This is a genomic window from Pseudomonas sp. HP_01 (assembly GCF_055284355.1).
The window spans coordinates 56,340-74,736 of sequence record NZ_JBTOPV010000021.1; the positions used below are offsets into that span (position 1 = coordinate 56,340).

An 18,397-nucleotide genomic window follows, 5' to 3' on the forward strand; every position below is an offset into this window, starting at 1 on the left:
GTCGGCGGCAACGGTCTGGCCGAAGACAGTCTGAAGCAGCAGCTGAAAAACACCCTGCCGGAATACATGGTCCCGGCGCACATTGTGGTCATGGAGCGTCTGCCGCAGTTGCCGAACGGCAAGCTCGACCGTAATGCGCTCCCTGACCCCCAGGTGATGTCCAGTGATTATCAGGCGCCGCAAACGCTACTGGAACAGCAATTGGCGGCGCTGTGGCAGCTACTGCTGGGCATCGACGCCGTCGGCCGCAACGATCACTTCTTCGAACTCGGCGGCCACTCCCTGCTGGCGATGCAGCTGATTTCCCGCCTGCGCCATGAGCATCAATTAAGCGTGCCGTTGCGTGCCTTGTTCGACGCGCCGCGCCTCAGTGATTTCGCCCAGCGCATCACCGGGCTGACATGCTCCGACGCGACCCAGCTTGAGCTGACTTCACGCCAGCAGGACCGCGCCGTGCAGTCGTTTTCCCAGCAGCGCCTGTGGTTCCTCGATCAGCTGCAACCCGGCGGTCACGCCTACAACCTGCCGGGCGCCGTTCGCTTGTGCGGCGAGCTGAACGAGGTTGCATTGCAGGCGGCATTCGACGGCCTGACCGCGCGCCATGAAGTGCTGCGCACGCGGTTCCTGGCGGTCGATGGCGTGCCGATGCAACAGGTCGACCCGGCCGCCGCTGTAGAGATTGAGCGGTTCGACATCAGCGCTGAAACGAACATCGAGACCGCGTTCAACGAGCTGGCCCAAGCCTTCGTCAAGCGCCCGTTCGACCTGTCGCGCAGCCCGGTCTGGCGGCTGGCGCTGGTGCGTGTCGCGGCCGACGAACAGCGTCTGCTGCTGTGCCTGCACCACATGATCTCGGACGGCTGGTCAGTGCGCGTGCTGCTGCAGGAGTTCTGCGAGCTGTACCGCGCCGCCGTTGAAAACCGCGCGCCGCAGCTGGCGCCATTGCCGGTGCAGTACGCCGACTTTGCCGCCTGGCAGCGCGAATGGCTGGCGGCGGGCGAGGGCGAGCGGCAGCTGAATTACTGGCGCGAGCAACTGGGTGACGAGCACCCGGTGCTGGAACTGCCGACCGACCGGCCGCGTCCGCCCCAGCAAAGCTATAGCGGCGACCGCGTGCTGTTCGCCTTCGATGCCGCATTCAGCCAGCGCGTGCGCGGGTTCGCGAAACAGCATGGCGTCACGCCGTTCATGGCGATCCTGTCGGCCTATCAGGTGTTGCTACACCGCCTGAGCGGACAGAACGACCTGCGCATTGGCGTGCCGATTGCCGGCCGTTCGCCGCTGGAAGTCGAAGGGCTGATCGGCTTTTTCGTCAGCACCCAGGTGCTGCGTGCCGAGGTGTCTGCCGAGCTGACCTATCGCCAGGTACTGGAGCAGGCCAAGGCGCGGACCCTCGGCGCCCAGGCCCATCAGGACCTGCCGTTCGAGCAACTGGTCGAAGCGCTGCAACCCCAACGCAGCCTGAGTCATAACCCGTTGTTCCAGGTGGCCTACGACCACCAGCAGCAGGACTTCGAATCACTCGCTGGCTTGCCCGGCCTGCGTGCCGAGGTGCTGCCGCTGGACGATGGCAGCAGCCAGTTCGACCTGGCGCTGAACACCCACGAAGACGCCGAGGGCGGGCTGGGTGGGTCGTGGACTTACGCCACGGATCTCTTTGATCACGGCAGTATCGAGCGGCTGCATGCTCGCTTTGAGCAGCTGTTCGCCGAGTTGATCGAGCAGCCGGACGCGGCGATTGGCGACTTCGAGTTGCTGGATGCTGAAGACCGCGCGCGGTTGGCGTTGGTCAATGACACGGCGCGGGAGTGGGACTCGGAGCCGTTTGTTCATCGCCATTTTGAGCGGCTGGCGCAGTTGCACCCTGAGCGCGAAGCCTTGCGCTTTGGCGATGCGGTGTTGAGTTATCGCGAGCTGGATCAGCGTGCGAATCAACTGGCCCATTACCTGCGAGAGCAGGGCGTCGGCCGCGAATCGTTGGTCGGCGTGGCGGCGTTGCGTTCGGTGGAAATGGTGGTGGCGTTGTACGCGGTGCTGAAAGCGGGCGCTGCGTATGTGCCGCTGGATCCTGAGTACCCGGCTGATCGTCTGCGTTACATGCTCGAAGACGCCGGGATCGGTCTGCTGCTGAGCCACGATGCGGTCATCGATGATTTGCCGGTGGTGGAAGGGATGCGGGTGGTGAATCTGGATCATCTGGCTTTATCAGGCTATCCCGTCACGACGCCGATTGTAGCGCTGCACCCCGAGCAACTGGCCTACATGATTTACACCTCCGGCTCGACGGGGAAACCGAAAGGCGCTGGCAACACCCACGCGGCGCTTTTTAACCGCCTGGCCTGGATGCAGGAGGCTTACGCCCTCGACGCATCCGACGTGGTAATGCAAAAAACGCCGTTCAGTTTTGACGTGTCGGTCTGGGAGTTCTTCTGGCCGCTGATGGTGGGCGCGCGTCTGGTTGTGGCCCAGCCGGGTGATCATCGCGATCCTGTTGCGCTCAACAAGCTGATCGAAAAACAGCAGATCACTACGCTGCATTTCGTCCCGTCGATGCTCGGTGCCTTCATGGCCCAGGACGACCTCACCGGTTGCGCTTCTCTGAAACGCATCGTCTGCAGCGGTGAAGCCTTACCGGCCGATCTGGCCCGGGATACCCTGCAGCGCCTGCCAAATGCTGGCCTGTTCAATCTGTACGGCCCAACCGAAGCCGCCATCGACGTCACCCATTGGACCTGCGTTGATGAGCCGGGCATTTCCGTGCCCATCGGGCGCCCGATAAATAACCTGCAGATCCACATCCTCGACAGCCGCCTCAACCCGCAACCCATCGGTGTACCCGGTGAGCTGTACATCGGCGGTGACGGCCTCGCTCGCGGCTACCACTTGCGTCCCGGCCTGACCGCCGAGCGTTTCGTGGCGAGCCCGTTTGGCACCGGCGAGCGGCTGTATCGCACCGGCGACCTGGCGCGCTGGCGTGCCGACGGAGCGGTGGAATACCTCGGCCGTCTCGATCACCAGATCAAGCTGCGCGGCTTGCGCGTGGAAATCGGCGAGATCGAAGCGGCGTTGCTGGATCACCCAGCGGTCAGCGAAGCGGTGGTTGTCGCCCGCGAACTGGCCACCGGCATGCAACTGGTGGGCTATCTGGTCGCCGAGGACTTCGACGAAGAACACCTGCGCACCCAGCTGAAACAACGCCTGCCGGACTACATGGTCCCGGCACACTTCGTCACGCTTGAAAAGCTGCCGCTGTCGGCCAACGGCAAGCTCGACCGCAAAGCCCTGCCAGACCCACAGATCCATCAACGGGTTTTCGAAGCACCACTGGCGGGAGTCGAAACCCAACTGGCTGCCCTGTGGCAAGACCTGCTCGGCGTAGCGCAGATCGGCCGTCAGGACAACTTCTTCGCCCTGGGCGGGCATTCGCTGATGGGCATTCAACTGGTGGCCCAGATCCGCCGCGACCTGAAGCTCGAACTGCCCCTGCGAGCGCTGTTCGAGTCGCCGGTGCTGGCTGACCTCGCTCACTACCTGAACACCCAGGCGCTCGCCACGGCGATGCCGGCTCTGCAGCGTCGCACCGACCGGGAGTTCGCGCCGCAGTCCTTCGCTCAGCAGCGCCTGTGGTTCCTCGCGCAACTGGAACCGGAGAGCGTCGCGTACAACCTGCCGTGCGTGCTCAACCTCAGCGGCGCGCTGAAACTCGACGCCCTGCAGCAGACCTTTGACGCCCTGGCGGCCCGTCACGAAACCCTGCGCACCTGTTTCCGCCCATCCCCGATACAAAGCGGGGAGGCGGTGCCGCAGCAACGGGTTCTGCCGGTCAGCAGCGTGCACATCGCCCGTCACGACCTGCGCGACAACCCGGCGCCGGAAGCCGCATTCGACGCGCTGGCAGAGGATTTCATGAATCAGCCGTTCGACCTCGACGCCGAGCGCGCGCCGTGGCGGGTGGCCCTGGCGCGGGTGGCGGACGATCAGTGGCGCCTGCTGCTGTGCATGCACCACATCATCTCCGACGGCTGGTCGGTGCAGGTCATGCTCGAAGACTTCGCCGCGCTCTATCGCCGGTTTGCCCAGGGCAGCGACGTGCAGCTGGCTGAGCTGCAACTTACAGAGCTCAGCGTGCAATACGCCGACTACGCCAGCTGGCAGCGCGAACACCTGAGCGGTGCCGAGCGCGAGCGCCAGTTGAACTGGTGGCGCGAGGCCCTGGGTGACGAACAGCCGGTGCTGGAACTGCCGGCGGACCGTTCGCGTCCGGCCGAACGCGACGGCAAGGGCGGGCGCCACGCCTTTGTGCTGCCGCAAGATCTGGCCGACACGCTGCGGCACACGGCCAAAGCCCACGACGCCACGCTGTTCATGCTGTTTCTGGCCTCGTTCGACACCCTGCTGTATCGCCTCAGCGGCCAGCGCGACCTGCGCATCGGCGTGCCGGTGGCAGGCCGCGCCGAGGTGCAGACCCAAGGCCTGATCGGCTTCTTCGTCAACACCCTGGTGCTGCGCGCCGAGGTCAGCGGCGATCAGCCGTTCACCACGCTGCTGGCCCAGGTCAAGGACAACCTGCTCGGCGCCCACGCCCATCAGGACCTGCCGTTCGAGCAACTGGTGGAAGCGCTGCAACCGGCGCGCAGCCTCAGCGTCAACCCGCTGTTCCAGGTCAGCTACAACCATCAGCAGCAGCCGGACATGTCGCTGCTGCAGTTCGACGGCCTGAGCTGCGAAGCACGTCAGTGGGACATCAAGGGCGCCCAATTCGATCTGGTCCTCGGCACTTTCGAGCACCGCGACGGCCGCATCAGCGGCTACCTCGATTACGCCACCGACCTGTTCGACGCGTCGACCGTGGCACGTTTGTTCGAGCAACTGGTCACGTTGTTGCGGGCGATCTGCGCGCAACCCAATGCCGCCATCGGCGACCTGCCGTTGCTCGGCGAGACCGACCTGGCCGCGCTGGATCAATGGAACACGCCGCCGTTCTCGCCGTACGTCGATCGGCCGATCCATGAGCTAATCGCCGACCACGCGCGCATTCGGCCCGACGCCATCGCGCTGGTCCATGGCGAACAGCGCCTGACCTTCGCCGAGTTCGACTGTCGTGCCAACCAACTGGCCCACGCCTTGCGTGCCCGGGGCATCGGCACGGAAGTGCGGGTGGCGATTGCCATGGAGCGGGGGATTGATCTGTGGCTGGCGTTTTATGCCGTGCTCAAGGCCGGCGGCGCCTACATTCCGCTGGACCCGGATTACCCGACCGAGCGTCTGCGCTACATGCTGGAAGACGGCGGCGTGAAGCTGCTGATCAGTCACGACGCCGCGCTGGATCGCGTGCCGGTGGGTGATGTGCCGCTGCTGAATATCGATGAGCTGGATTGCTCGTCCGAGCCGGTGACAGCGCCGGATGTGGTGATTCACCCGCAGCAACTGGCCTACCTGATCTACACCTCGGGCTCGACCGGCAAGCCGAAAGGCGCGGCCATCGCCCACGCCGACATTTCGATGCACATCCAGACCATCGGCGAGCGTTATCGCTTTACCCCGGAAGACCGCAAATTCCACTTCCTCTCGATCAGCTTCGACGGCGCCCACGAAGGCTGGATGATGCCGCTGTGTTACGGCGCCCGTGTGGTGCTGCGCGATCAGGAATTGTGGAGCGTTGAACAGACCTACGACACGCTGATTCGCGAAGGCATCACCGTGGCCTCGTTCCCGCCGAGCTACCTGCGTCTGTTGTCCGACTGGGCCGGCGTGCAGGGCAAGGGGCCAGGGGTGAAAACCTACTGCTTCGCCGGTGAAGCCTTCAGCCGGGAAATGCTCCATGACGTGATCCACAATCTGCAGCCGCTGTGGATCATCAACGGCTATGGCCCGACGGAAACCGTGGTCACGCCGACCCTGTGGCTGGCCTCTGCCGACACTGCCGATTTCACTACTGCCTACGCGCCGATTGGTGATCTGGTGGGCGACCGTCAGGGCTACGTGATGGACGCGGATTTGAACCCGCTGCCTCAAGGCATTGCCGGGGAGCTTTATCTGGGTGGCGCAGTGGCGCGGGGTTATCTGGACCGGCCGGGCGCAACCGCCGAGCGTTTCCTGCCGCACCCGTTCCGCGCTGGCGAACGCATCTATCGCAGCGGCGACCGCGTGCGCCTCAACAGCGAAGGATTGCTGGAATACCTCGGCCGTATCGACCATCAGATCAAAATCCGTGGCTTCCGCATCGAAGCCGGTGAAATCGAAGCGGCGCTCAAGGCCTGCGAGGGCGTGCGTGAAGCGCTGGTGATCGTCCGCGACAAAGGCAATGGCAAGCAGTTGCTCGGCTACGTCGGTGGTAATGACCTGTCGGAAGACAGCCTCAAGGACCAGCTGAAAACCGCCCTGCCGGAGTACATGGTCCCGGCGCACATCGTGGTCATGGAACGTCTGCCGCAGTTGCCCAACGGCAAACTGGACCGCAACGCCTTGCCTGATCCACACGTCGGCAGTCAGGCCTTCGAAGCGCCGGAAAGTGAGCGCGAAGTCGAGCTGGCGCGGGTCTGGCAGCAGTTGCTGGGGGTTGAAACCATCAGCCGTCAGGACAGCTTCTTCGAACTGGGCGGCGATTCGATTCAGTCGCTGGCCGTGATCACCCGTCTGCGTCAGGTCGGTTTCAAGCTGCTGCCCAAAGACGTGTTCAGCCATCCGCGGCTCAAGGATCTGGCCCTGCGCCTCACGGTCATCGAGGCCGGCGCAGCGCCGTTGATTGAAGACGCGCCCACCGGCGAGTTGCCGTTGACGCCGATTCAGGCGCATTTCTTCGAGCAGCCGATGAGCAACCGCGCGCACTTCAACCAGGCGTTGTTGCTGGACGTGCAGCGCCCGCTGGAAGCGCCGCTGTTGAGCCAGGCGCTGGACGCGCTGCTGAGTCATCACGATGCCCTGAACCTGAGTTTCCATCAGCACGCCGACGGTCGCTGGCAGCAGCGCTACCGAGCGACACCGGCTGCCGACAGCCTCTGGGTGCGTGACGTGGCCGACGAGCGCGCCATGACTGCGCTGTGCGAACAGGCTCAGCGCAGCCTTGATCTGCATGAAGGTCCGCTGTTGCGCGTGGTGCTGGCGCACATGCGGGAAGGGCAAAAGCTGTTGCTGGTCGCCCATCACCTGGTGGTCGACGGCGTCTCGTGGCGGGTGTTGCTGGAGGATCTGGCGCGGGCTTACGCCCAGGTCGCTTCGGGCAGTGCGGTTGATCTGGGGCCGAAATCCAGCAGCTTCCAGCGCTGGGCGCGGCATCTGGTTGATGCGGCACAGGCGCCTGAGCGTCAAGGCGAAGTTGCGCAATGGCGGAAGCAGGTCGGCAGCACCGAGCCGGTCTGGCCGGTGGACCACCCGGAAGGTCAGGCCACGCAACAGGATCTCGAACAGTGCGAGCTGATGCTGGACGCCGGGCTGACTCGACGTTTGTTGCGCGAAGCCCCGGCTGCACTGGCGGCTCGCACCGATGAAATCCTGCTGGCGGTCCTCGCTGAAGCGCTGAAGGGCTGGAGTGGCCAGTCCGACACCCTCATCGCGCTGGAAGGCCATGGCCGCGAAGCCTTGGCGGAAGGTCTGGATGTCGGTCGCACGGTGGGCTGGTTCACCAGTCTGTTCCCGCTGCAAGTGCGAGCTGCAAACGACATCCGCCAGACCCTCGCCAGCGTGCGCGACAGCCTGCGTGGCCTGCCGGACAAGGGCGTCGGCTTCGGCCTGCTGCGCTATCTGGGGAACGAGTCGGCGCGTCAGTCACTGGCCGCGCTGCCGGAGCCCAAGGTGGTGTTCAACTACCTGGGGCAATTCGATCATGACCTGGGCGATGGCCGCTTCTCGCCGTCGAAGGTGTCGGCCGGCGCGCTGGTGGATCCGTCCACGCCGCTCAATCGCGAGCTGGAAATCAATGGTCAGGTCTTCGCCGGGCAACTGGGGCTGACCTTCCGCTTCAGCGGTCAGCGCTATCAGCGCCAGACCATCGAACGCCTGCAAACGGCCTATCGCGACGGGTTGGTGGCGTTGCTGGAAAGCCTGCCGTCGGCGCAACCGGTTGCACCGCAAAGCCTGCCGGTCAGCCGCGACGGCGCGCCGAATCCATTGATCCGTCTGAGCAGCGGCGCCAGCGACAAACCGCCGGTGTTCTGCGTGCACCCGGTCAGCGGCACGGTGGTCGGTTACTACGCGCTGGCCCGTCGACTGTCTGCGCAGTGGGACGTGTGGGGCATTCAGAACCGCCAAGTGCTGGACGGCCAATGGCGCGACAGTGCCATCGAGCAAATGGCCCGGGACTACGTCAAGGCCCTGCTCGAACAGCAGCCGTCCGGCACGTACCGGCTGATCGGCTGGTCCATGGGCGGGACCATGGTCCTGGAAATGGCCCGGCTGCTGACCCGACTCGGCAAGCGCGTCGAGTTCGTCGGCCTGATCGACGGCTACGTGCCGGGCGCTGGCCAGCCGCGTCCTGTCCTTCCAGAAACCGCCCCGGAAAGCCCGGCTCTGGACGCTGGCGATGAAGGCCTGGAAGCCGACGCGCACTGGCAACAGTTGCTCGGCGTCGAGCGGCACATGCGCCAGTTGGCCAATCAATGCCGCCAGATCCACGCCCTCAGCGTGCCGGTCTACGCCTGGTGGGCCGAGCGCTCGCCGGAAAATAACGATAACGCACCGGCTCTTCTGGAGCAGGGCATGGGTGTTCGCTTGCAGGTTTCGGCCTGGATCGACGCCGACCACCTTTCGATCGTCCGTGATCAGCTGTTCATCACTCAACTTGCCGAGGCCCTCGCGCAGGGCAACGAACGCCCTCATTCCCACGATTTCCAGGAGCACGAACATGCATAGCCAACACAACGTGACGCCGATTGCCGCCCGCCACAGCGAGGCGCTGTCGAGCAACCCGGACGCCGCCGTCGCCAACGCCGACTACCGCTTTGCGCCGACCCCGCGACTGGAGCGGCAGGCCGCCGTGGAATCCAATGCGCGCAGCTACCCGCGGCGCATTCCCTTGGAACTCAAGCGCGCCCAGGGCATTCACGTGCAGGACAGCGAAGGGCGCTGGTTCATCGATTGCCTGGCCGGCGCTGGCACCCTGGCGCTGGGGCATAACCACCCCGAGGTGATCCAGGCCATGCGCGCCACCCTCGACGGCCAGCGTCCGCTGCACACCCTGGACCTGATGACCGAAGCCAAGGACGATTTCATCAACGAGCTGTTCGCCTTGCTACCGCCTGAATTCGCCAAGGACGCGCGCATCCAGTTCTGCGGCCCGGCCGGTACCGATGCAGTGGAAGCGGCGCTGAAACTGGTGCGCACGGCCACCGGGCGCAGCAATCTCATGGCTTACCACGGCGCCTATCACGGCATGACCCAGGGCGCGCTGGCGCTGATGGGCAACCTGGGGCCGAAGACCTATCTGGACGGCATGGCCGGCGGCGCGCAGTTTCTGCCGTTTCCCTACGACTACCGCTGCCCGTTCGGCGTCGGCGGAGAGGCCGGCGAGCGCATCGGCCTGCACTACATCGAGAACCAACTGACCGACCCGGAAAGCGGCGTCCTGCCCCCCGCCGGGATGATTCTGGAAACCCTGCAGGGGGAGGGCGGCGTGGTGCCGACCTCGGCCAACTGGCTGCGGGAAATCCGCCGCATCACCCGCGACGCCGGCGTGCCGCTGATTCTCGACGAAATCCAGTGTGGCGTCGGCCGCACCGGTAAACCGTTTGCCTTCGAACACGCGGGTATCGTGCCGGACGTGCTGGTGCTGTCCAAAGCCATCGGCGGCAGCCAGCCTATGGCGGTGGTGGTCTACAACAAGTCCCTGGACGTTTGGAAACCGGGCTCCCACGCCGGCACCTTCCGTGGCAACCAACTGGCGATGGTGGCCGGTTCCACCACCCTGCGCATCGTCCGCGAGCAGCAACTGGACCTGCACGCCGCCGCCATGGGCGAGCGCCTGATCGGCCACCTGCGTTCGCTGCAGAAAGACTTTCCGCAGATGGGCGATGTTCGCGGCATGGGCTTGATGCTCGGGGTGGAAATGGTCGATCTCGACGGCCGCCCCGACGCCCTTGGTCACTTCCCCCACAGCGGCGCGCTGGCCTCGACCATTCAGCGTGAATGTTTGCAGCGCGGGCTGATCATCGAAGTGGGCGGGCGGCACTCCTCGGTCATCCGCTTCCTGCCGCCGCTGATCGTCACCGCCGCGCAGATCGACCAGATCGCCGACATCTTTGCTGCTGCCGTTTCAGTGGCCGTCAAACAGCGTTAAACCCCTGCTCTTAGAGCGTTTAAACAGGGCGTAGGACCAGCAGTGGCCCTTCGCCCTTTTTTTACGATAAGAATGGTAATGAGAAACGTTCTTTGTTACATTTTCACGCTTTTTTGACATAAGCGGTCAATTTTGGGGCCTTGCCCCGTGTGATATCAAAGGGAGGGGGAGTTCCGATGGCGAGCAATAACAAGGGTCAATTCAAGGTCAATGCCTTGGCAGCGCTGATCGCAACGGTTGCCTGCCACGGCGCAGCCTGGGCGGCAGACGCTCCGGCCAAGGCCGAGCAGGGCGCCACTATCGAACTGCAGAATTCGGTGGTCACCGGCGAAGCGCCCGAAGGGGAGCAAACTGTTGGCTATCAGGTGAAGAACAGCACGGCCGGTACCAAGACCAGCACACCGCTGTCGGAAACCCCACGCTCGGTATCGGTCGTCACACGCCAGCGCATTCAGGATCAGGGCTCGCAAACCCTGACCGACATCCTTGGTTACGTCCCCGGCATCTTCGCCCCGCCATTCGCCGTCGGCGACGGCCTCGCAGGCGACCTGTTCTCCATTCGCGGCTACAACGCCACCGACTACGGTTACGGCCTGCTCAAGGACGGCCTGCGTCTGCAAGGCAACCGCTACGACACCACCACCGAACCCTATGGCCTGGAACGCACCGAAGTGTTCCGCGGCCCGAGCTCGATCCTCTACGGCGAAAACGCGCCGGGCGGGCTGGTCAACCTGGTCAGCAAGCGCCCGACCGAAACCGCCCAGGGTGAAGCCAAATTCTCCTACGGCAGCAACAACCGCCGTCAGCTGTCCCTCGACGTCTCCGGCCCGTTGACCGACGACAACCGCGTCCTTGGCCGCGTGGTCATGCTCGGTCGCAACGCCGACACCCAAGTGGATTCGGTACCGGACGACCGCATTTACATCGCGCCGTCGATGACCTTCAACTTCGACGAAGACACCGCGCTGACCCTGCTCTCGTCCTACCAGCGCGACCGTACCAAGCTGCTGCTCGGTTACCCCGCAGCGGGCACCTTGCTGAACAACGTCAACGGCAAGATCGGCAAGGACCAGTTCAACGGCAACCCCAACTGGGACGACTTCGAACGCGAAACCTGGACCCTGGGTTACGAGTTCAAGCACCAGCTCAACGACACCTGGCAGTTCCGCCAGAACTCACGCTTCATGGAATCGCGCCTAGACCGTCACGAGACCTGGCCGAACAACCTGAATAACCGTGGCTTCGGCAGCACGCTGAGCAGCACGGCGTACGACCGCGACAATAAATCGGTCACCTACTCGGTGGACAACCAGTTTGAAGGCCACTTCACTTCCGGTGCCCTGGACAACACCCTGTTATTGGGCGTGAGCTATGACCGCACCTCGTTCAATCAGGACTGGAATGCAGGGCTCGGCGGAACCTACAACGTCTTCAATCCGGTGTTTTCGTCGGTTCCTCCGAGGACCACGCAATACGTGCAGAACTCGCAACTCGACCAGCACATGTATGGCACCTACACGCAGCTGCAAAGCAAGTATGACAACTGGATTTTCCTGCTGGGCGGCCGCCAGGACTGGGTTCACAGCGAATACCGTAACCGCGCCAGCGCAGCGCGTGCGGGCAGTGCTGCCGTTGCCGGCACCGATCTGGATGGATGGGATAACGAGTTCAGCTGGCAAACCGGGTTGATGTACCAGTTTGAAAACGGCTTGTCGCCTTATGTCAGTTATTCCACTGCGTTTACCCCGGCACAGCAATCGTCGAGTCCTACCGGAGGGCTGTTCGATCCGATCAAGAGCGAGCAGTACGAGATGGGCCTGAAGTATGAGCCGAGGGGCTGGAACACGACCTTCAGCGCGGCGGTGTTCAATCTCACCAAGACCGACGATGTGGTGCCTGATAGCACCGGATTCAGCCGTCAAGTCGGCAAGAGCGAATCGAAGGGCGTCGAGCTTGAGATGAACAGTGATGTGACGAAGAACCTCAGTTTGACGGCTTCGTATACGTACACTGATGCCCGAGTGACCAAGGACACGGCGGGTTCGCTGTTCAAGGATCATCAGTTGACCGGCATACCGCGTAATCAGGCAAGTACCTGGGCGACGTATCGCTTCCTCGATGGCCCGATGAGCGGTTTCCGTGTGGGCGGCGGGGTGCGTTATTTCGATAATACGTTCGCGTATACCGCGCCGACGTTGTACGGGAAGTTGAAGACGGGTGATGTGACGCTGGTGGATGCGTTGGTGGGGTATGACATCGATAAGCATTGGTCGGTGGATGTGAACGCGAAGAATCTGTTCGACAAGGAGTATGTGAGCGGCTGCAATAACGCGGGTCGGTGTTATTGGGGCGAGGAGCGGACGGTCCTGGGAACTGTGGCGTTCCGCTGGTAACCCGCTCTTGACATCAAAGGCGTCTGCCTGGGGGCAGACGTTTCGCCTTCGGCGACTTACTTTTAAAAGCACCAAAAGTAAGCAAAAGTGCCTGCTCCTGGTTGGGCCCGACTTCGTCGGGTTCCCTCACTCCGGCCCCGCTCCGTGGGCCCGCGCCGAACGGACATCCATGTCCGCAACGGCGCTCTCGCCGCATCCATGCGGCTCGGCCCACTCCGCGAGACCTCCGTTCAGCCTGCACCCAAGTCGCGATGGGTGTCGTCTGGACGTTTTGTGTATGAAGATCAAAAGCAACGGCAACGGCAACGGCTTCCCGGCTGAAGCCGGTCCTACAGTCGTGCGCGGTCTAATTAGTGGGACCGGCTTCAGCCGGGAAGAGGCCAGCCCAGGCGCCAACAATTTCGCTGATAGCACCCCCCTGTATTGATCGTGCCCACGCTCCCCGCGGGCATGCATCCCGTGACGCTCCGCGTCACCCCACCGAAGACGGGACGCGGAGCGTCCTGGGCGGCCTTACCACGCGGAGCGTGGGAACGATCACGATCAAAAGCTTCCCGGCTAAAGCCGGTCCCACTGGGTATACGCGATGCTGTTAGTGGGACCGATCAAAAGCTTCCCGGCTGAAGCCGGTCCCACTGGGTATACGCGGTGCTGTTAGTGGGACCGGCTTCAGCCGGGAAGCCCTTGATCTGCTTTTGCTTTCGCTGTTGATCTTCTACGCGGTAGCCCAGTCACCGCCAAACGCGACTTGGGTACAGGCTGAACGCAGGTCTCGGTCCGTGGGCCGAGCGGCATGGATGCCGCGAGAGCCGCCCCCCGCCATGGATGGCGGATGGCGGCGGGCCCACGGAGCGAGACCGGAGTGAAGGAACCCTGAGGAACGAAGGGCCCAACCAGGAGCAGGCACTTTTGCTTACTTTTGGTGCTTTTCAAAAGTAAGTCGCCGAAGGCGAAACAGTCTGCCCCCAGGCAGACGCCCTTGATCTGCTCTCAAGTTTTTCGCAAAAAACCACTAACCATCCAGCCCCCTCGTTCGTCTTTCAGGTAAGGCGCGCTTACCTGCGCCGTTCCAACTCCACGAGGGATTACACATGAGCTTCGACAGCGAAAACACACAATTCCGGGTCGTCATCAACCACGAAGAACAGTACTCCATCTGGCCCGACTACAAAGCCATCCCGGACGGCTGGAAAAGCGTCGGCGTCGAAGGCGACAAACAAACCTGCCTCAACCACATCGAAAGCGTCTGGACCGATATGCGCCCCCTCAGCCTGCGCAAGGCCATGGCCTGATTCCCCCTCTTTCCGACGTATCAGGAGCGTAACGCCCATGAACATGCGCATGCTCACCCCCGAACGCCTGCGCCTTGAAGCCGGCTTTCCCCTGCGCGTCCAGCCCGGCCAGACTGGCGTCTCCCTGGCCGCCGAAATCGACGCCCTGCGCAGCGTCGTCGACCACTCCCTGGAACGCGACGGCGCCATCCTCTTCAGCGGCTTCACCCCCGAAGGCGTCGAAGGCTTCCAGCAGTTCGCCGCCTCCTTCGGCCACCCGCTGCTCAACTACGAATTCGGCTCCACCCCGCGCAGCCAGGTCGATGGCAAAGGCGTCTACACCTCCACCGAATACCCGGCGCACCGCTCGATCCCGCTGCACAACGAACAGGCCTACACCACCGAATGGCCCATGCGCATCTTCTTCTACTGCGCCAAAGCCGCCGTCAGCGGAGGCGAGACGCCGATTGCCGACAGCCGCCGGGTGTTCCAGCGCATCAGTCCGGCCCTGCGCAAACGCTTTGAAGAAAAGCGCCTGATGTACGTGCGCAACTACGGCAATGGCCTGGATCTGACCTGGCAGCAGGTCTTCAACACCGACCGCCACAGCGACGTCGAAGACTACTGCCGCACCCGGGGCATCCAGTGCGACTGGAACGAGGACGGCGACCTGCGCACCCGACAGTTGGTGCAAGGCGTGGCCCAGCATCCGCGCACCAAGGACTGGGTCTGGTTCAACCAGGCGCATCTGTTCCACCTGTCGAACCTCGACGAGGAGATGCAGGAAATCCTCCTCGACACCGTCGGCGAAGAAGGCCTGCCGCGCAATGTCTACTACGGCGACGGCAGCCCGCTGGAGGCCGACGCCCTGGCGGAAATCCGCGGCGTGCTGAGCGGATGTGAAGTGGTCTTTCCGTGGCAGACCGGTGATGTGCTGATGCTCGACAACATGCTCACGGCGCACTCGCGCAAGCCGTTCAGCGGCGAACGAAAAGTCGTGGTCGCCATGGCCGAAGGCGTCAGCGGCAACACCCTGCACACCCTTTCCTGAGTCCGATATTCATGCAGAAAACCAAGCTTGTTTACGTCTGGTCGCTGCGTAACGCCGCGGCAGACAAGGCCGGTCAATATGTCGATTACCACGGCGAGCAGCGTTACATGACTTCGCCACTGGAGTACCTGGTCAAGGCGCTCAACGACACCGCCCTCGGCGATCACTACTCCCTGGAAGCGATCATCTACGACGAAAACCCCGAGTCCGCCCGGGATCGCGAGAGCATCAAGGATTACGGCTTCAAGCCGGGGCAGGGCGCCCACTGGTTCTACCCGACGGGCCTCACGGTGCAGGGGCGCAAGGTCGATGACCTGCTGGAAAACGTGCCGTCGAGCTACCGCGCCTTGCCCCTGGACGACAGCGCGCGGCCAGCCGGCAAGTCGGATTTCGAGCGACGCCTCGGCGAGCGCTTGCACGCACTGCAAGCCGATGTCGTGGTGCTGGACGGGTTGCTGGTGATCCTCGATGAACTGGTGCGCGAGGGCGCTGATTTCCATCGGCGCATCTTCAATGTGCACCCTGGCATCACGCGGCTGGAATCGCCCTACGAGCGGCGCGGCGCCTATGCCACCCTCGACGCGCTGTACGGCGCCCGCGGCAAGAAAGTGGTCGACTGGACCACGCGGGAGATGGTCGATACGCCGGTGGTGGACATGACCGGCGCGTCGTTCCATTACGTCGACACCGGCATCGATTCCGGCGAGGTGGTCTTCGACGTGCTCGACACGCCCATCGCCCCCGACGACACCATCCTCGAACTGCGCTGGAACAACTTCAACAACAGCCTGTTTCCCGCGCTGGAGCAGGGGTTGTGGGTGCTGGCACGGCAACAGTCCCATTGATCGCGCTCAATTGAACAGCCCGTCGGCGCAGGCAATCAGCCCATGATTCCTGCTCTGGCGCCGTTGTTCATTGCCGATTTCGAGCACTATCGCGACGTCCTCGTACTGCCCGACGGTCCTCGTCAGGGCGTGCCTTTGCGCACGTTCCTGACCGACGAATACCTGGACGACATTCTCGGTCGTCTCGGCAGCGCCTATCCCGACAGCGACCCGCGCGGACTGGCGTCGATCTGGAGCAAGTACTACTTCATCAAACTGATTCCGCCGGTGGTGGCGGCGTCGTTGATCCTTGACCAGCGCCTGCCACTGCACCTGGATCAAGTACAACTGATCCTCAACGACGATAGCCTGCCTGCCGGGTTCAAATTGCCTCACGCGGGACAGCGCTGGAGGCCTACCCCGGGCGATGCTTTCGAGCGTTTCGATGAGTTGCTCGAACATCACCTCAGGCCGTTCATCGAGGCCTTGGCCCGGCATGTGCGCCTGTCCCCGAAAGTGCTGTGGAGCAACGCCGGCAACTATTTCGAGTGGCTGCTGGGCGTGCTCGAAAACGCGATGCCCCATGCCGATCTGACCCATGGTCACCAGTTACTCAACGCGCCACTTCTCCCCGACGGACGCCGCAATCCGCTCTACCAACCCGTGCGCTACCTCAAGGTCGAAGGGCAAGACGAACCAAAGCGCCAACGCCGCGTGTGCTGCATCCGTTACCGGGTAAACGGCCTCGACTACTGCGGCAACTGCCCGCTCTCCTGACTGACCGCGTACACACTATGGGCCCGGCTTCAGCCGGGAAGGCGCCCGTCGTCACGCTACAAAAGTAAGGGTGATACCACCGGCCTCTTCCCGGCTAAAGCCGGTCCCACAAAGGCGTCGCGCACACCGACTGGGACTGGCTGAAACCTGATAGTGGGACCGGCTTTTCTGATCGTTCCCACGCTCCGCGTGGTAATGCAGGCCCCGACGCTCTGCGTCGATGAAACGACGCACATTCCGGGTTTTGCGCGAGGCGACGCGGAGCGTCACGGGATGCATACCCACGCAGAGCGTGGGCACGATCATTGGGACTGTCTGAAACTCGATAGTAGGACCGGCTTCAGCCGGGAAGGCATCAGTCGTCACACCGCAAAAGCAAGATCACGCCTCCCGCCCACGCAACCCGGCACGCCCATAAAACGCCACCACCACAAAACATCCCAGGGGCAGCAGGTACGCCAGCGCCGTGGAGAAGTGGTCCGCCACCAGTCCCATGAAATACGGCATCAGCGCGCCGCCGACGATAGCCATGATCAGGAACGAGCTGCCGCGTTTGGTGTGCGGGCCGAGGTTTTTCACGCCCATGGCGAAGATGGTCGGGAACATGATCGACATGAAGAAGAACACCGCGACCAGCGCCACCACGGACAGGCTTTCCACCCCACTGACCACCACCGCGCACAACGCAACGTTGATCCATGCGTACACCATCAACAACCGCTGCGCCGAAATACGACCCATCAGCCAGGTGCTGAAGAAACGCCCGCACATGAAGCAGATCATCGCCACCGACAGCAGGTACGCGGCGCTCTGGCTGGTCATGCTGGCCCAGTGTTCGGTGACGTAGTTGATGAAGAGCGCGCCGACACCCACCTGCGCCGCCACGTAGAAGAACTGCGTGACCACGCCACCGACGAATTCGCGGTGCTGCCAGAGGGTCTTGTTGTCATGGCGTTGAATGCTCGATTCCTGCTCGCGCAGATCGGGCATCGGCGTGCGGGCAAACAGCGCCGCCACCAGCAGGACGATCACGGCGATGACCACGTAGGTGGTTTGCAGCGAACTGTTGTCACTGCTGGCGTTGTTGCCGCCGAAGAACAGCGCGCCACCCAACAGCGGCCCGACGAACTGGCCAAGGCCGTTGAACGACTGCGCCAGATTGAGCCGACGCTCCGCGCCTTTAGGGTCTCCCAGCACGGTGGCGTAGGGATTGGCCGCCGTTTCCAGACAACCCAGCCCCAGGGCGATGACGAACAGCGCAAACAGGAAAAACGGGAAGCTCGCCGCATTGGCCGCCGGCATGAACAGCAACGCGCCAGCCGCATACAGACACAGGCCCAGCAGGATCCCGGCCTTGTAGCCGAAGCGGTCCATCAGGAGCCCGGCGGGCAGGGCGATGATGAAATAAGCGCCGAAGTAGGCCGCCTGCAGCAGCCCGGACTGGGCCTTGCTGACGTGCAGCGTTTCCTGAAAATGCTTGTTCAATACGTCGAGCAGCCCGTACGACAGGCCCCAGAGAAAAAACAGGCTGGTCACCAGCATCAACGCCACCCGCACCGACGGCTCAGCGTGCCGGTACACCCCAGTCTGGACTTTGCTTTGTTTGGTCAACATAACGCTCTCCTTTTTGTTGTTGTTAAAGCGTGCAGCGTGATGAAGCAGGTGCCTGGTTAATGCCGAGATCGCATCAATCCACGGACCTGTAGGAGCGGGGGGGGGGGGGGGGGGGGGGGGGGGGGGGGGGGGGCGGGGGGGGGGGGGGGGGGTGGCGGGGGGGCGGCGGGCCAGGGCCCAAGGCAGGAGGCAGCGGG

8 protein-coding genes (1 of these 8 running past the window's edge) are annotated in these 18,397 nt (G+C 63.5%); 7 read left to right on the forward strand and 1 reads right to left on the reverse strand.

Annotated elements, in window-relative coordinates; all coding sequences use genetic code 11:
* The 7 genes from ACYAR8_RS13285 to fhuF all read left to right on the forward strand — a co-directional run.
* On the forward strand, positions 1–8,847 hold the 3' portion of the coding sequence (locus ACYAR8_RS13285; RefSeq protein WP_463580125.1) for a non-ribosomal peptide synthase/polyketide synthase. It extends 7,374 nt beyond the left edge of the window; the window shows 8,847 of its 16,221 coding nt (coding positions 7,375–16,221); its start codon lies beyond the left edge, outside the window; its stop codon occupies positions 8,845–8,847.
* Positions 8,840–10,270, forward strand: a complete 1,431-nt coding sequence (locus ACYAR8_RS13290) for a diaminobutyrate--2-oxoglutarate transaminase (RefSeq protein ID WP_463580126.1) — start codon at positions 8,840–8,842, stop codon at positions 10,268–10,270. The genes ACYAR8_RS13285 and ACYAR8_RS13290 overlap by 8 nt, the downstream gene beginning before the upstream one ends.
* A gap of 176 nt (positions 10,271–10,446) precedes the next feature.
* A complete protein-coding gene (locus ACYAR8_RS13295; protein WP_463580127.1) occupies positions 10,447–12,663 on the forward strand; it encodes a TonB-dependent siderophore receptor in 2,217 nt (738 codons plus the stop codon).
* A gap of 1,091 nt (positions 12,664–13,754) precedes the next feature.
* Positions 13,755–13,955 carry an MbtH family protein gene (locus ACYAR8_RS13300; RefSeq protein ID WP_065986085.1) on the forward strand — a complete coding sequence of 67 codons (201 nt, stop codon included), beginning with the start codon at positions 13,755–13,757 and terminating at the stop codon, positions 13,953–13,955.
* Positions 13,956–13,992: 37 nt separating this feature from the next.
* Positions 13,993–14,985 (forward strand): TauD/TfdA family dioxygenase, encoded by a 993-nt coding sequence (locus ACYAR8_RS13305; protein WP_108119697.1) that lies wholly within the window; start codon positions 13,993–13,995, stop codon positions 14,983–14,985.
* 11 nt (positions 14,986–14,996) lie between these two features.
* A complete protein-coding gene (locus ACYAR8_RS13310) occupies positions 14,997–15,830 on the forward strand; it encodes a formyltransferase family protein (RefSeq protein WP_108119698.1) in 834 nt (277 codons plus the stop codon).
* Between the two features lie 42 nt (positions 15,831–15,872).
* Positions 15,873–16,586: a siderophore-iron reductase FhuF gene (gene fhuF, locus ACYAR8_RS13315; protein WP_463580128.1), complete on the forward strand. Its 714-nt coding sequence runs from the start codon at positions 15,873–15,875 to the stop codon at positions 16,584–16,586.
* 381 nt (positions 16,587–16,967) lie between these two features.
* Here the strand turns inward: fhuF and ACYAR8_RS13320 are convergent, their stop codons facing one another.
* Positions 16,968–18,200 carry a sugar MFS transporter gene (locus ACYAR8_RS13320; protein ID WP_463580129.1) on the reverse strand — a complete coding sequence of 411 codons (1,233 nt, stop codon included), beginning with the start codon at positions 18,198–18,200 and terminating at the stop codon, positions 16,968–16,970.
* Positions 18,201–18,397 lie beyond the last annotated feature (197 nt).

Bases quoted from the DNA above. Each gene is read 5' to 3' on its own strand.
- ACYAR8_RS13290 (WP_463580126.1), top strand. From the start codon at position 8,840: ATGCATAGCCAACACAACGTGACGCCGATTGCCGCCCGCCACAGCGAG.
- ACYAR8_RS13295 (WP_463580127.1), top strand. From the start codon at position 10,447: ATGGCGAGCAATAACAAGGGTCAATTCAAGGTCAATGCCTTGGCAGCG.
- ACYAR8_RS13300 (WP_065986085.1), top strand. From the start codon at position 13,755: ATGAGCTTCGACAGCGAAAACACACAATTCCGGGTCGTCATCAACCAC.
- ACYAR8_RS13305 (WP_108119697.1), top strand. From the start codon at position 13,993: ATGAACATGCGCATGCTCACCCCCGAACGCCTGCGCCTTGAAGCCGGC.
- ACYAR8_RS13310 (WP_108119698.1), top strand. From the start codon at position 14,997: ATGCAGAAAACCAAGCTTGTTTACGTCTGGTCGCTGCGTAACGCCGCG.
- fhuF (WP_463580128.1), top strand. From the start codon at position 15,873: ATGATTCCTGCTCTGGCGCCGTTGTTCATTGCCGATTTCGAGCACTAT.
- ACYAR8_RS13320 (WP_463580129.1), bottom strand. From the start codon at position 18,200: ATGTTGACCAAACAAAGCAAAGTCCAGACTGGGGTGTACCGGCACGCT.